The following is a 16,425-nucleotide window of genomic DNA, read 5'->3' on the forward strand; positions in this document are numbered from 1 at the left end:
GTTTTGGAAATATAATAGTGTTGAAAATTTTATAACAATAGCTTGAACAGATAAAGAAAAAGCCATTTTACTATTCAGTAAAATGGCTTTTAATCATTTTGATGAAATTAAGTTTTAATTACCAACCACCCCCTAAAGCCTGATAGAGATTGACCATTGCACTCATTTGAGCTTTTTTGGTTTCAATCAAATCAAACCTGGAATCTAGTGCATCACGTTGAGTCATTAATACTTCCATGTAATCTGCACGTGCAGAGTTGAAAAGACCTGTTGATATATCAATAGATCTGGTAAGGGCTTCAACTTCTTTTACTTTCAGGTTGTAGCTATTTTTCATGTTGCTGATATTAGCTACCTGATTGGAAACTTCCATGTAAGCTCTTAAAACAGTACGTTCATAATCGTAAACAGACTGAATTTGCTTTGCATTAGCAGAACTATAATAAGCCTTTATGCCATTTCTGTTAACCAGAGGTTGAACCAGTTCACCTGCCAGAGTATATAAAATAGACTCCGGAGATTTTATTAAGAAATTCGGGTTGTAAGCATTGTAACCAACGCTTCCTGTAATTCTAAAGGAAGGATAGAAGTTAGCTTTTGCCACTTTTACATCCAGTTTTGCTGCTTCCAGATTGTGTTCAGCCTGCTTAATGTCAGGTCTGTTCTGTAACAACTGAGAGGGGATACCAGTATGTATTGAATCAGGGACTAATTCTGTGAAGTTCTGAGCATTCCTTGCTACAGGTTGCGGGAATCTACCTACAAGAAAATTAATATAGTTCTCGGTTTCAGTTATCCTTTGCAGAATAGCATACTGGCGGCTTTGATTCTTCAGAACTTCTGCTTCAAACTTCCTTACAGGTAACTCTGTAACTTTAGCAGCCTCTTTCTCCATTCTTACGATGTGTAGGGCATTTTGCTGGATCTCAATGTTCTTCTTAAGAATTTCCAATTGATTGTCTAATGCCAACAAGTCATAATAAGAGTTGGCAATTTCCGCTATCAATTTGGTTACCATGAAATTTCTTCCTTCAGAAGATGCAAGATATCTGAGCATTGCTGACTTCTTCGCATTACGAAGTTTTTTCCAGATATCTACTTCCCATGAGGCCCTTGCAGCTACAATAAGGTCTGTAAAAGGATCGGGAAAAGGTTTTCCAGGGGCGATTTCTAAGTTTTCATCAACCGCTCCCAGTCTTGTATATCTTCCCATTTTGTCTAGTCCAGCACCAACACCGATATCAACGTTAGGTAGGTAGTCACCTTTTCTGGCTCTTATTTCATTTCTGGCAATGTTGATTTCCTGTGTAATGATATTCAGCTCTTGGTTATTTTTAAGAGCAGTATCTATAAGGACATTCAGATAAGGATCATGAAAGAAATCTTTCCAGTTTACCTTTGCCGTATTTGTCGAATCCTCTGGACTATTATACTTTGCAGGTACAGTCTTATTTTCGGTTTTGTGTGTAATGGATGGTATACATGCAGTACACAAGAGAGAAATACCGACTGTCCTGAAGTGTTTAAAAATTTTATATTTCCGCATTGTGTTCAATTTCAACGTGTTCTATTTCTTCAGTTAAAGGGGTTTCATGTTCATCTCTGATAAGCTTACGGCCACCGGCAATTGTGCCGAATATGTAATACAAACCAGGGACGATAATTACGCCGAAAATTGTTCCAAAAACCATTCCTCCGAGAGCAGATGAACCTATGGTACGGTTACCAATAGCACCGGCACCGTGAGCAATAACCAATGGAATCAATCCCGCGATAAAGGCAAACGATGTCATTAGAATCGGCCTGAAACGAACTTTGGCACCTTCTATGGCTGCATCAAGGACCGTAGCGCCCTGTTGTTGTTTTTGAACCGCAAACTCAACAATCAACACGGCATTTTTTCCGAGAAGACCGACAAGCATTACTAGTCCTACCTGAGCATAAATATCATTTGCAAGACCCATTCCTTTAATCATTAAGAATGATCCGAAAACCCCTGCAGGCAGAGAGAAAATAACAGACAATGGTATGATGAAGCTTTCGTACTGTCCTACAAGAACGAAGTAAACAAAGACTAGTACAATAAGGAAGATATATACAGCTTCATTCCCACGTCTTGTTTCATCATATGAAAGTGCTGCCCAGTCTATGTCAAAGCCATGAGGTAAGGTTTTAGCAGCTACTTCTTTTACTGCTTCGATAGCTTCACCACTACTATATCCTCTTGCAGCACCACCTCTGATACCTGCAGTGTTGTACATATTGTATCTGTTGATCTCATTGGCTCCCTGCTTCTTTGTAATCTTCATGAACGCAGAGAATGGAACCATTTCACCTTGGTCATTTTTTACGTACAGATTCATTATATCAGAAGGGAGCTTCCTATATTCAGGAGCTGCTTGCACGAATACTTTGAAAAAACGTTGGTACTTAATAAAACCTAGTTCATATGTACTACCTACAAAAGTCGATAGCGTATTCATCGCGTTTCCGATAGAAACTCCTTTTTGCATCGCCAATTGATTATCGAAATCAATCTCATATTGTGGATAGTTTGCACTGAAGAACGTAAATAGACCTGTTAACTCTTTGCGTTTTTTCAGTTCACCGATGAATTCATTTGTTACTGATTCAAGTTGCTTATAATCTCCACTGTTAGTTTTATCCAATAATTGTAGAGCAAAACCACCTGCAGCTCCGAATCCAGGAACAGCCGGAGGATCGAAAAACTCAATTGTGGCCCCAGGGATTTCCTTGGCTTTTATTTCCAATTCCTCAATAATTTCAGTTACAGAATGGTGTCGTTCTGACCAAGGTTTAAGGTTAATCAAACAAGTTCCGGCATTAGATCCTCGACCTTCAGTAAGTACCTCATAACCTGCTATAGAAGAAACAGATTTTACGCCTTCCACCGTATTAATCACCTCCACAAGTTTGTTAGAAAGGTCATTTGTTCTTTCCAGTGTGGAGCCTGGAGGCGTTTGAATAATAGCATATAGCATTCCTTGATCTTCACTTGGTATAAAACCTGAAGGTAAGTTGTTAGCAATTAAATATATACCTATGGTAAATATTGCAAGTAATACTCCAGTGACTAATCTTCGGTGTGCAATCAACTTTAACAGGCCAACGTATTTGTCTGTAAGTTTTTCAAAACCTCTATTAAAGCTGTCGAGGAATCTGTTCATTAATGTCCTCTTTCTCGGTTTTCCATGCTCATTTTTCAATATCATTGCGCAAAGAACCGGGGTAACTGTAAGTGCCACAACACCTGAAAGAACTATAGAAGATGCCATGGTAATAGAGAACTGTCTATAGAAAGTACCCACAGGTCCAGTCATAAAGGATACAGGAACGAACACAGATACCATCAAAAGGGTAATAGCTATAACGGCACCGCTAATCTCACCAATAACCTTTTTTACTGCCATATAAGGCGACAGATGTTCTTCGTGCATCTTGGCGTGCACGGCTTCCACTACCACAATGGCATCATCGACCACAATACCAATAGCCAATACGAGCGCAAACAATGTAACCATGTTAATGGTAAGCCCGAAAAGCTGCATGCAGAAAAAGGCTCCAATCAATGATACTGGAACGGCCAATGTAGGAATAAGAGTAGATCTCCAGTCGCCAAGGAATATAAATACTACCAGAGCCACTAGGATGAATGCATCCCTTAATGTATGAATAACGTTTTCTATGGATGCGTCAAGGAAGTTGGAAACATCGTAACTGATTTCATATTCCATTCCCGGAGGAAAAGATTTTTTCAATTCTTCAAGTTTGGTCTTCACCTCATCAATTACCTGGCTTGCGTTGCTACCATAAGTTTGCTTAAGTACTAGTGCTGCTGAAGGATAACCATTCAGGTTAGAATAAATATCATAATATTCACTTCCCAATGTAACAGTTGCCACATCTTTCAATCTAAGAAGCTCACCATTAGGATTGGCTTTAATGATAACGTTTTCATATTGTTTCGGGTCATTGAATCTATCTGAATATGCCAAAACATATTCAAGTGCTTCCGCACGTTTGGCATCTCCTCTACCAATTCTACCCGCCTTACCTATAACACTCTGATCATTCAGAGCTTCCATTACTTCGTCTGGAGAAATTTTATAGGCACGCATTCTGTCTGGATTTAACCAGACACGCATAGCATATTGCCTACTACCAAGTATCCTAACTTGACCAATACCCTTTATACGTTGAATTTCCGGTACCATGTTAACCCCTGCATAGTTAAACAGGAACTTCATGTTGGCATTCTTGTCTTTACTGTAAAGGTTGACATACATTAGCATACTGGGAATTACAGGAGTAATTACAACCCCTTCTCTTTGCACCAGTATAGGCAATCTGTTAGTTACCTGTTGAACACGGTTAGAAACCTGCACCAAAGCTTGGTTGATATCAGTTCCTGGTTCAAATACAACCTGGATATTTGCTTCTCCCGCACTGGTAGCATCAGAAGTCATGTACCTCATTCCCCAGGCACCATTTATGGACTGCTCTAATGGGATAATAACCGACTCAGCAAGCGATTTGGCACTCGCGCCAGGATAAGACGCACTAACCATCACCACCGGAGGAGCAACCTCAGGGAATTGTGATGTAGGCAAGGTTTTTATAGACAGTACGCCCAAGAATATTATCACAAGTGATATTACAATTGCGAGAGCGGGTCTATGAATAAATTTACTGAACATCTTCTTCCTATTAAATATTTAACTTATTCTCCATATATGTTTTTCAATATTTAAAACCTATTCAACATATACTTTTAACTTTGGTAATACTGATTTTGGATCCTCGTATTTGTAGGTAATCTTGTCATTATCTTTTACCTTTCTTATCCCCTCAAGCATTATTCTTTCATTTTCGTTTAGGCCTGCTTTAATGACATATATATCCGGCATTTCTGCTGCTATTTCAATTTCTCTTGATTTTACTGTATTATCCTTTCCGACAACATAAACATATTTTTTTTCCAACACTTCAAATGTTGCTTTCTGAGGAATCAAAATCGCGCTTTTCATTGGAATAGTCATTTGAATATTACCTGTTTCACCATGTCTTAGCAGCGCTTTTGGGTTAGGAAATGTAGCTCTGAAAGCGATAGTTCCTGTTTCATTGTTGAAATCAGCCTCGATGGTTTTAACTGTTCCAGGATATTCGAACAGCTTGTTATTGGCCATTAATAAGTTTACTTTCAATAAATTTTCTGTTGTCGTATTGGATTTATAATCCAGATACTCTGCTTCTGGAACATTGAAATAAACCCACATTTGATTGTTATCAGAAATGGTAGTAAGCATATCTCCTTCGTCAAGTAGACTCCCCTGTCTTACATAAAAGTGGTCCATAATGCCATCAAAAGGAGCGCGGATATCTGTAAATCCGAGATGAACATTTGCTAATGATAATTCAGCTTTTGCCTTTGCTAATCTTGCCTTTGCTAAAGCAAGTTCATTTGGAGAGACAATATTGCTGTCTGCAAGTCTTTTGGTGTTTTGGTATTCGATTTCTGCAAATTCGACCTCAGCTTGTGCTTTTTGCTGTTCGGCCTGGTATTGGGTAGGCATGATCTGAAACATCCGTTGTCCTTTTTTAACAAACTGACCTTCATCAACTAAAATGTTCTGGAGATAACCTTTTTCCAGAGCTCTTAATTCAATATGCTGAATCGACCGGATCTGACATACATAATCTCGTGTGATCAAGGTGTCCTTTTTTAATGGACTGGTAACCAAAAACTTGGTTTCTTCTTCCTTTTCCTCTTTGTGTGATTCGCAGCTTGCGAAGAACAAGGTACTTACGCCAATAAGTATGAGAAATTTCTTCATCATTAATTTAAATTTATTTCAAAGTGAAAAAATAGGGGAACATCCTGAAGGAAATTTGAAGACAGTAAAAACCATTAAGAAAATTTCCTTAGATAAAAAGGAGATTTACCCCTAAAATGAAGAGGCAGATAGAGAAAATATTATTGATTTTTTATAAGAAAAAAATCAATCGCAGCTGAGGAGAAAATGTCAACAGTTGTAAACTTTTAAAAAAGAGATAATTATGTGGTTTGCCATTGTTTCGAGTTGAAAAATAGGGGAACATCCTGAAGGAAATTTGAAGACGGTGAAAACCATTAAATAAAAAATCAGAAAATTTCCTTAGATGAAAGAGAAATTTACCCCTAAAATGATGAAATAGATTGGGATATATTTTTTTAAAGAAAGACTGGAAAAAAATACGCAAAAACTTATTAGCTCTATTGATTCTGAATTAATATAATGTGTATTTATAACCTTTTTGTTAGTGATAGAAAATTCACTTAAAATGGTGATTGGAATTTTGGAAAGTTTTGGAAAAGAAATCAAATGCTTATTAAAAAATAAGCAAGAGCAAGATGGGATTCTTGCTCTTGCTCTCACTCAATTCTGTATTATAAAGAGTATCTTAAAGTAACTCCATAAGTTCTAGGATCTCCAAGTACACCTGCATATTGACCGGCATTACCAGCAGCTGGTAAAAGTTGTTCAAAATAATCTTTATCCAGGATGTTACGTCCCCATACGAAGAACGTTAATCCGCTTGTTGCCTTGAATCCAAGTCTAGCATTCAGTAAAGTGTAACCGTCTATATTCAGGTACTTTGAAGGAGATGCGCTTGATGAATACTCAGAACGAAAGTAAGAATCAACACCTAGGAAGAATCTTCCTGTATTTCCTAATAGCTTACTTTCGTTAGTGTTTACTTCACCACCAACAGAACCTGCCCATTTAGATATACCTGGAAGTCTTCCTCCTGATACATCTTTGAATGCATTCGGAGCACCTGTTTCTTCAAGAGGTACAGGAGCATTTTTAAATGAAACATATTTTCCATCCGTATAAGCTGCTGCAGCATTGAAAGCAAGGTTTTGAGAAACTCTTATGCTACCATCTAACTCGATACCCTGCACTCTTACTTTTTCAGCATTTGCAAGATATCCACGGTTTACACCAACCTCTGCAGTTTGAACTTGAGTTTGGTAATCTTTAATAGAAGTGTTGAAGACAACTAAATTCAAGGTAGTGTTAGAAGTTGGATTTGTTTTAATACCAAACTCAACATGCGTTACATACTCTGGTTTTACTTTTGCAAGGTCTGTAAGAACGTCACCATTCGCTGTTGGTAATCCTCCAAGGTTTACACCCACCGGCTTATAACTGTTTGAATATGTTGCAAAGGTATTGATCTGTTTTATTGGCTTATAAGCAAGCGTTACCTGACCAGAGAAGTTAGTATTTTCAGCTTTTGCATGATAGTATTGATCAGTATAAACCACACGTTTAAGTGCAATTAAAGCAGGGTCTGTCGTCTGCAATCCACCATATGTCTGACGATTAAAGTCTACTTCTTTGAAGTCATAATTGTAACGTAGACCAGGTAATAAGTGTAGGTTTTTGGCTATTGCCCAGTCAAGCTGACCGAATACGGCACCACTGAAAGTATTTAACCATGATTTGGTTTTAATTCCATATCCATCAAGTAGACCAGGTGTTTGCCAAAGGTTGCTTGTGGAGTTTTGAGAGAATCTCCACTGTGCAGCTCCTGATTCTTCAATGTGATATGGGTCAGTTACAAGTCTCTGGCCTAAAGCAAAGACTCCCACTACACCACTGAGACGAGAAGAGAACTCACCTGCATAACGTACCTCCTGAGACCATTGCTGATGTTTTGAAGTAGCCTGTGATAATCTTAATACTGGTAAACCTGTGAAATCCCTATCATTTGATGGATCCCAGTTCCAGTAACGCCAAGCTGTCGTTGAAGTCAAAGTTCCTTTTCCGATTTTAATATCAGCATTAAGAGATACACCACCAAGTTCATTGCCTGAGCGCCAAGGTGTATCCTGATCAACTTTTCTGTCAAATGGGTTCTGGCTAGGAAGTGTATAGTTCAAATCTGCTATGATCTGGTTGAACTGACGGTATGCCGGACGCTGGGTCGGAGCAACACCAGCTATAACTTGCGCATATCCTTCTGGATTTTGTCTTGAAGCGTCTCCGGCAAGGGTTAATCTGATGTTGTCAGTCAAGTTATAAAGCAATTGAATTCTACCGCCTAAGTTATTTAAATCGTTGATATACTTCTGGCTTTTAACATTGTATATTAAACCATCACGCTGAGTTCCGGAGAAAGAAGCACGTGCTGCAAGTTTTTTAGTTATTGGACCTGTAACAGATGCTTTTGCCTGGATGTATCCATAATTACCATAGCTAACTTCGAAGTTAGCACCTGGCTGGAATCTTGGAGCACGTGTAGTAATATTAAATGCACCGGCAGTTGTGTTTTTTCCGAATAGTGTTCCCTGAGGACCACGTGAAACTTCAATTTGTTCAATATCAATGAAATCAAGAGTGGTTGCTGCAGGGCGAGCATAGTATACACCATCCACATAAAACCCGACACCCGGATCAATACCGTCATTGGTAAGACCAAATGTAGAACCAAGTCCACGGATATTAAGAGTTGTATTTCTAGGGTTTGAAGAATACAATTGAACAGTTGGCACAAGCTCCTTTACGCGGTTAACATTAAAAGAACCAGAGTTTTCAACCTGAGATCCGCCTACTACAGAGATTGGAATTGGTATTTCCTGTGCGACCTCTTTTCTTCTTCTGGATGTCACCACAACCTCATCCAACAGCTCATCTACGGCAAGTGATAAATTAAGAGGAGTAGGGGTTGAAGCAGTAATTTGAAGTTCCTGAGTTTTAAATCCAGTTGCAGAAATTTGTAGAAAATAAGGTAGAACATTAGGAGCTTCTATTGAGAAATTTCCATCTGCATCAGTGGCTGCAGTTGCGTTCGTACCTTTTATAAGGATTATAGCTCCAGGTAGAGGTAAGCCCTGGTTATCTTTTACAGTTCCTTTCAGGTCATTTTGCGCGATTGCAAAACTTCCGATAAAGAGGAAGGCAATAATAAGTTGTAGTGTTTTAGTCATTGGAAGTTCGAGTTTAAATGTGAAAGTTTCGAAGGTCGTGGTCTTTAGTTTTTTATAAGTCTTTCGAGTAAATATTTTAAATATATTATATATACTATATAGAATTAGTAGACAAATGTAGCTATTTTTTTCATTTCAGTTATTCATTTGATTGAAAATTTTGAAAAAAAATTAATGTACTTGAATTTTCGTTAGTATATATCTTGAAATACAGGTAGTTGATTGCTTTAATTTTTCTGGATAAATGTATTCATTAAAAGTTTGAAATTTTTCTCTCCTTGAATCTGATTCAAAATCACCCATTACTCACTATATATTATATAGTGTAACCAGCATCATTTCCTATACTAATAATCGGTAAATTTTACTGCCTTGTTTGGAAAGATTCTAAATAATACTTAATCTTGTGCCTTTATTTGAATTTAGTCTAAATAGAGTAAGTATGAGTTTATTAATTAAAATGTTACAAAAGAGGGTATTTTTTAGTCTTGTATTTATAATAGGAATGTCCTTGCCAAATCTGAGCAATGGACAAGGGAATTTCGGAAGTATTTCCGGTATAGTTCAGGATTCCGCAGGAAAGAAGCTGGAGCATGCAGCTGTTACAGTAAAAGGTAGTAACCTTTCTGCTATCACTGATTCAAAAGGTGCTTTTATATTAAATAATGTTCCTGCAGGTAATAATGTGCTGGCTATCCTTAAGGTTGGCTTCAAACCGCTTGAAAAATCGGTGGAGGTAGTTGGTGGTGAAACAAGCTTTGTCACAAATCTTGTCCTGGATGAAGATATCCATGAACTGGATGAAGTAGAAGTCATCATTGGAAGACAAAAATTTGCGAAAGCAGAAAGCGATCAGGTTGCCAGAATGCCGCTGAAAAACATGGAAAATCCGCAGGTATATAATGTTGTGGGAAAAGAACTCATGAAGGAACAAGTGGTAATGGAAAGATCTGACATGTATAGAAATATTCCGGGAGCTGTTCCAAACTTCTCAGCAGGTGGATCTCAGGGATTAAACATCAGAGGTTTTTCCAATACCAATGGCTTGAGAAATGGCATGGTAACAAGTGCAATTTTTCTTCTGAATCCGATAGTCCTTGAGCGTTTAGAGGTTTTAAGAGGACCGTCTGGAACATTGTTCGGCAGTAATAGAAATACTTCTTTCGGTGGTGTATATAATTACGTAACGAAGAAACCTTATGAAACACAAGGTGGAGAATTAACTATGACCGTGGGCAGTTTTAACTCTTCAAGAGTTACGGCAGATATCAATACACCTCTTAATGAGAAAAAGAATGTATTGTTCAGATTAAATACTGCATGGCAATCAGAAGGATCTTTCCAGGATCAGGGATTTGCAAAGATTTATACCATTGCACCAAGCTTTACATATAAAGTAAATGATAAGCTTCAATTTACGGTTGACGCAGATTTTACAAGAGGAAACTATACCAATCTGAGCACAGCCATTGGTAATATGACGAATGTAAAAGTAAGAAACTTCAAAGATCTTAAACTTCCATATAATCGCTCATTGATAAATAATAGTGCTGATATCGAGAATGGAGTCAACAACGTTCAGGGAGAGATGGAATATAAGTTTTCTGATAAATGGAAATCTCAGACGAAATTCTTATATTCTGAAGGGTATTATAAGGATTTTATATGGACAACCTTGTCTTATATAACAGATTCAACTGTGATCAGACAATTCAGAAATCAGACTCCGGAGACCTTCGGAAATATTCAGGCTCAGCAAAATTTCATTGGTGATTTTAAGATAGGTCCGTTTAGAAACAGGATGGTAATTGGATTTGATTATAATAAGAATTACAACTCGCTTAACAGGACTGCAATGACCAACTATGATACTATAAATATCAATAAGCCTGTTAAAGATTATAGCGCAGATAAGATCAACGAAATTTCTTCTAAACGTGGATTCAGCGCTACGACCTTCAAGTCTGAAAGCTTTGGTGCGTATGTTTCAGATGCGCTGAACTTTACACCTAACTTAATGGTCATGTTAAGTCTGCGTATAGATAAATATTCAACAAAAGGTAACTATGATCTGGCTACCGGCATTTATTCCGGAACTTACGAGCAGGTTTCCTTGTCTCCTAAATTAGGTCTGGTGTATCAGCTTGTTCAAGACAAAATCACTTTATTTACAAATTACATGAATGGTTTCGTAAACCTTGGTCCGGTTGCTCAACCTGATAACACAGTATTGGTTCTTAATCCTCAATATGCTAATCAGTTGGAGGCAGGTGTGAAATTTGATGTTATAAAAAATAAATTGGCAGGTGGTATTAGTTTGTATGATATATCTGTTAAAAACTCGACTCGTATTGATGTTATCAATGGCAAGAATTTTACGGTACAGGATGGAACTCAAAGAAGCAAAGGTTACGAACTTGAATTAATAGCTAATCCGGTTAAAGGGTTAAACATTATTGCAGGATATGCCAATAACGAAAATAAATATACCAAAGCTTCTGCTGCAATAGAAAACAAGTATGTTACAGCGAGCCCTAAACATGTAGGTAATCTTTGGGTAAGCTATACAATATTTAATGGTGTTCTTGATGGAGTTGGTTTGGGTGTTGGTGGTAACTATGTTGGTGAATCATGGTTCGAAAGTTCTAATTCATTTGTATTGCCATCTTATACGCTTTTGAATGCATCAGTATTTTATGAGCGCCCGAAATACAGAATTACTCTTAAAGGTAACAATCTGTTAAACGAACACTATTGGAATCCTACCGGAACTCCTCAGAAACCAATTAACTTCCTGGCAAGTGTCGCATACAAGTTCTAAAATCAGTATCAAAAAAATAATTGGTCAAATACACCTCTGGCTCGGACTATTGTCCGGGCTAGTGGTATTTATATTGGGTTTTACCGGCTGTATTTATGCATTTCAATCCGAATTAAAGGAATTGGTTTATGCAGATAGATACTTTGTGAAAACCAAAGGCCTAAAATCATTACCGATAAGTGTGCTTAAAGAAAGCGCACAAAAAGCATTAGGAAATGAATATCCCATTACCTTTCTTCACTACATTCCGGAAACCTCTTATGCATATCGTTTCAGAGCTTCAAAGACAGAAGCAGAAGCTTTGACCTATGGAAGTAAAGTGCTTTATAATAAAATGGCATTTGTAGATCCATATACTGCAAAGGTTTTATTTGTGGAAGATACAAAGTGGGAGTTTTTTAATGTTGTATTGCAAATTCATTACGATCTCCTTTTAAATAAAATAGGTCATCAGATTGTTGGATGGAGTACCGTAATTTTTGTTGTGATGTTGATCTCAGGTTTAGTTCTTTGGTGGCCCAAGAACAAAGCAGCTTTAAAGCAACGTCTTTATTTTAAATGGAAGCTTACCACCAAATGGAAACGCAAGAATTATGACCTTCATAATATCCCTGGATTTTATTCATTTGCACTTGCCTTAGTAATATCTCTGACAGGCCTCTGGTTTGCCTTTGAGTGGTTCAGACCACCTATAAAATATATTGCTAATGGAGGAAAGCCTTTGATAGAAGAAAAGAAAGTTTTTTCGGATACCACTGAAGCAGCTTCTCCTGACCTTGTAGATATTATAGAGAAGAATATCAGAGAAAGGAATATAAAAGGAGAATTTTTTTATATGACATTTCCTGAAGCTAAAAAAGCTCCGATCGTGGTTACGGCTATGCATAACAAAGATAATTTTGTTAAAAGAAGTCAGTATTTTTTTGATAAGAATACCGGGAAGGAGTTAAAAAGTAGTCCTTACGAAAGTAAGAATAGTGCTGATAAATTCGGATTTATGATATACGATATCCACGTAGGAAAAATAATAGGTTTACCAGGTCAGATATTAGCTTCCATCACAGCCTTGATTGCTGCCTCCCTACCGCTTACGGGAGTAATGATATGGATCGGAAAAAAAGGTAAGAAGCCTGATTCTAAGTCAACTAAAAAATCAAAAAGAACTATTGTGTCGGTATAGTCTCAAATTAATTTGAGGATGAGAGTCTAGGTCTGCTTACAATAACTTTAGTTGTTTTTGTAAGAAAAGCTTCAATAGCATTGTCCCACGAGTCAACCTTTGTCGTTACCAATTCAGGATTTAATTTTTTAGCTTTTATAAGTTCCAAAACCTTTTCAGCGTCTGTTCTGGCATTTGCAAGACCTGTTTTGAATGTGACACCTTTACTATACATTTCTATTAAAGGCATTTTCATTTTCTTTAAATAGATGCCGGAGCTGGATATCAATCCATTTGGCCTGACATATTTTATCGCTTTAAATAATCCTTGTTTATCAGAATTTGCTTCTACTACTATATCATATTGTTCATTGATGTTGGAAGAGGATTCAAGAACATTGTCTGCTCCACATCGTTTAGCCAACTCTAACCTTTCACTACTATAGTCCATATAATCGATCCTTGATGCTCCCATAGCATTTGCAATCAATACAGTATAAAGACCAATGCTTTTAACTTTTCCTCCGATTACAAGAATACTTTTATCTGGATTTTTTTCAAGCTCAGGTCCAACGTTTCTATAAGCATCGGGAATATTGTCGCTAAGACTTGCCAGATGAATAGGATTAATATGGTTGGGTATTTTTAAAAGCATTGCGTCAGCAAAAGGTACTTTTATCAGATCAGACATAGCTCCGCCATATTGAAGATGAGTACCGAAGCCATATGTAGACACAGGAGGGGTGTTACTGCAAGATCCTGTAACTCCATTGTTGCAATTAATGCAGCTGCCACAGGAGATTTGAAAAGGAACAGTGACTACATCTCCAGGCTTTACTGTTTTTACCAGTTCGCCTGTCTCTATAACTTCTGCAACACACTCATGACCGAATGGAAACGGACCTTTGAAAAAATTTTGTCCAAACAATTTGTGAAAATCCTTATCTACTATTCTTAATACTGAGCCGATATTAAGTTTAGTGCTCAAATTGTTAAAAAGATAAACGTCATCCAGATCACACTTAGCCGATGCAAAGGGCCTTACAATGGCTTGTAAGCTGCCATTAATAACGGGGGTGTTTGTTTCCCTCCATTCGAGCTTTTCTTTTTTTATATAGTATAGTTGATTCATGAGATGTTCGGCATAAAAGTTTGTAAGTATATATAAATACTCTGATTAATAATAGATTTCTGTACACATAGTGCGTAAAAAATATCAGCGCAGTTTTTCTGCGTAATTCTGAAATATTATTATTTAATATTTTTTTTAAAAAAAATATTTGTGCGCAAATTGATTGCGTAGTTTAATCTCAACTTTGAATTATCAATCGGGGATAACAAGAAATACCGATAAAGTAATTAAACGATACAACGATGCGATTCAATTTTTTAAAAGGAAAAAATGTAGTGAGAAACTACGAAGGAGCTAAAGCTTATGAATTAACTCCAGAGATGGAGCTTTATTCTGCAGTTGTAACTGCAGGCCTCAGCGATTCATTTTATGAAAGCGGACATGAACGTTTGAAGAGAATTCAAAGTCTTATGATAGAAAATGATGCAGCGTTTGTCGCTAAGCTTGCTGTGTATGCTCGAACGTCTATGCATATGAGAAGTGTTCCGTTGGTACTTGCGATTGAACTTGCTAAATATTACTCAGGTACAGACCTTGTAAGCAAGACTGTAAAAGGTGTAGTGCAACGTGCGGATGAAATAACAGAACTATTGGCATATTATCAATTGGCAAATGGTAGAACAGGAACCAAAAAACTAAATAAACTATCCAAGCAAGTTCAGAAGGGCTTGTCCCAGGCGTTTAATAGTTTTGATGAATACCAGTTTGCAAAGTATGATCGAGATGGAGAAGTAAAGCTTCGAGATGCTTTGTTTCTAATCCACCCAAAAGCTAAAGATGGTGAGCAACAAAATATTTTCAATAAGATAGCTTCGCAGTCGCTTGAAGTACCATATACCTGGGAAACAGAATTATCTGCCTTGGGACAAACAAAGTTTTCTGACGAAAAGGAAAAAGCATCTGCCTTTAAAGCTAAGTGGGAAGAACTGATTGAAAGTGAAAAGCTAGGATATATGGCATTGCTTCGAAACCTTCGTAACATCATTCAGGCAGATGTTGACTATACATGTATGCAAAAGGTGTGCTCCAGACTGAGTAATGCGCATGCTGTTGCAAAATCCAAACAGTTTCCGTTTCGATTTCTTGCAGCTTACAGAGAGGTAAAAGAGTTGAAGTCTGATTATGTTACAATGGTCCTTAGCGCCCTGGAAGATGCTGTTGTGGCAAGTGCTCAGAATATAAAAGGTTTTGATGAAACAACAAAGGTAGTAGTAGCCTGTGATGTTTCTGGTTCAATGCAAAAGCCCGTATCTGCTAAGAGTAAAGTATTATTTTATGATATAGGGTTGATGTTGGCGATGCTTATGCAGTCAAAATCCAAAAGAGTAATCTCTGGAATGTTTGGGGATAAATGGAAAATCATCAACATGCCCAATAATGGAGTGCTTGCCAATGTAGGAGAGTTTTATCGAAGAGAAGGGGAAGTGGGCTATTCAACCAATGGACACCTTGTTATAGATGACTTGTATCTGAGAAAAATCGTGATGGATAAAATAATGATTTTCACAGATTGCCAACTATGGAATAGCACAGGTGGAAGTTGTTCAATAGCAGACTCCTGGAAAGACTATAAGAAAATAGCTCCTCAGGCGAAGCTTTATCTCTTTGATTTGGCCGGATATGGAAACAGTCCATTACGTATAGAAGAGAACGACGTTTTCCTTATCGCAGGTTGGTCTGATAAAGTGTTTGATGTACTGGAAGCAATTGAGAACGGAGAGTCAGCTATCAGTAAGATCAAAGAGGTGGAGTTATAGCTTTGTGCTTAAAGCAAAAGGCTTAAAGATCAAAGTAAAAGTTGCTGTATATTAAGCTCAGTAAGGGGGGCTTTATGTCAATATATTGAAGCCCTATGCTGGAAGTCATGCGAAGGATCTGAATAGCAAAGAACTTAGATCCTTCGCTGAACTTAAGATGAAAATAATTATGATCCTGTAGCTTAAAAGGAAAAGCTGCGGAAAAATCACTAACCGCGGAGTGTAGGGATAGATCTGGTTGCGACTATGCGTTGCAATGAGTAGAGTTTACAGTGCACCGAAATATTTCAAATGGAATATCTTAGGGAAGCGTATTTACAGCCTTGCTGCTCGGAAACGAGAATGTGAGTTCGAATCTCACCAGGATTACCTTAAGTTGTATTTAATAAGTATTAAGTAGTAAGAATATGAAAATTCAAGCCGTTCTCTTTTGGAGAATGCTTTCAGGTTTGGGAGATAAAAATTGAAATGCCGTAGGATTGGGATACTTCGCTCACTTTGGGGTAGGGTCCTGACTGCAATGTCAGGAAGAGGTGCAAATCCTCAATAGCGGTCCCC

Annotated in this window: 8 protein-coding genes; 3 read left to right on the forward strand and 5 right to left on the reverse strand. The window is 37.5% G+C overall.

Annotated features, from left to right (window positions below; genetic code table 11):
- Positions 1-118 precede the first annotated feature (118 nt).
- From J7604_RS19310 to J7604_RS19325, 4 genes are all read right to left on the reverse strand, one after another.
- Entirely contained in the window at positions 119-1,546 is a 1,428-nt protein-coding gene (locus J7604_RS19310; RefSeq protein ID WP_293899344.1) for a TolC family protein, read from the reverse strand.
- A complete protein-coding gene (locus J7604_RS19315) occupies positions 1,533-4,718 on the reverse strand; it encodes an efflux RND transporter permease subunit (RefSeq protein WP_293899346.1) in 3,186 nt (1,061 codons plus the stop codon). The genes J7604_RS19310 and J7604_RS19315 overlap by 14 nt, the downstream gene beginning before the upstream one ends.
- Positions 4,719-4,775: 57 nt before the next feature.
- A complete protein-coding gene (locus tag J7604_RS19320; RefSeq protein ID WP_293899524.1) occupies positions 4,776-5,855 on the reverse strand; it encodes an efflux RND transporter periplasmic adaptor subunit in 1,080 nt (359 codons plus the stop codon).
- 593 nt (positions 5,856-6,448) lie between these two features.
- Positions 6,449-8,998: a TonB-dependent receptor gene (locus J7604_RS19325; protein WP_293899348.1), complete on the reverse strand. Its 2,550-nt coding sequence runs from the start codon at positions 8,996-8,998 to the stop codon at positions 6,449-6,451.
- 442 nt (positions 8,999-9,440) lie between these two features.
- Here J7604_RS19325 and J7604_RS19330 point away from each other — a divergent pair, with 442 nt between their 5' ends.
- Together J7604_RS19330 and J7604_RS19335 are read left to right on the forward strand one after the other, a co-directional pair.
- Entirely contained in the window at positions 9,441-11,819 is a 2,379-nt protein-coding gene (locus tag J7604_RS19330; RefSeq protein WP_293899350.1) for a TonB-dependent receptor, read from the forward strand.
- The gene (locus J7604_RS19335; protein WP_293899352.1) at positions 11,800-12,999 is read left to right on the forward strand and encodes a PepSY domain-containing protein; all 1,200 of its coding nucleotides are present in this window, start codon (positions 11,800-11,802) and stop codon (positions 12,997-12,999) included. The genes J7604_RS19330 and J7604_RS19335 overlap by 20 nt, the downstream gene beginning before the upstream one ends.
- A gap of 7 nt (positions 13,000-13,006) precedes the next feature.
- Here J7604_RS19335 and J7604_RS19340 read toward each other — a convergent pair whose 3' ends face one another.
- A complete protein-coding gene (locus tag J7604_RS19340; protein WP_293899354.1) occupies positions 13,007-14,110 on the reverse strand; it encodes an alcohol dehydrogenase catalytic domain-containing protein in 1,104 nt (367 codons plus the stop codon).
- Between the two features lie 242 nt (positions 14,111-14,352).
- Here J7604_RS19340 and J7604_RS19345 point away from each other — a divergent pair, with 242 nt between their 5' ends.
- The gene (locus tag J7604_RS19345) at positions 14,353-15,867 is read left to right on the forward strand and encodes a TROVE domain-containing protein (protein WP_293899356.1); all 1,515 of its coding nucleotides are present in this window, start codon (positions 14,353-14,355) and stop codon (positions 15,865-15,867) included.
- Positions 15,868-16,425 lie beyond the last annotated feature (558 nt).

Source organism: Sporocytophaga sp., assembly GCF_017745095.1.
In the GTDB taxonomy this organism is placed as follows: domain Bacteria; phylum Bacteroidota; class Bacteroidia; order Cytophagales; family Cytophagaceae; genus Sporocytophaga.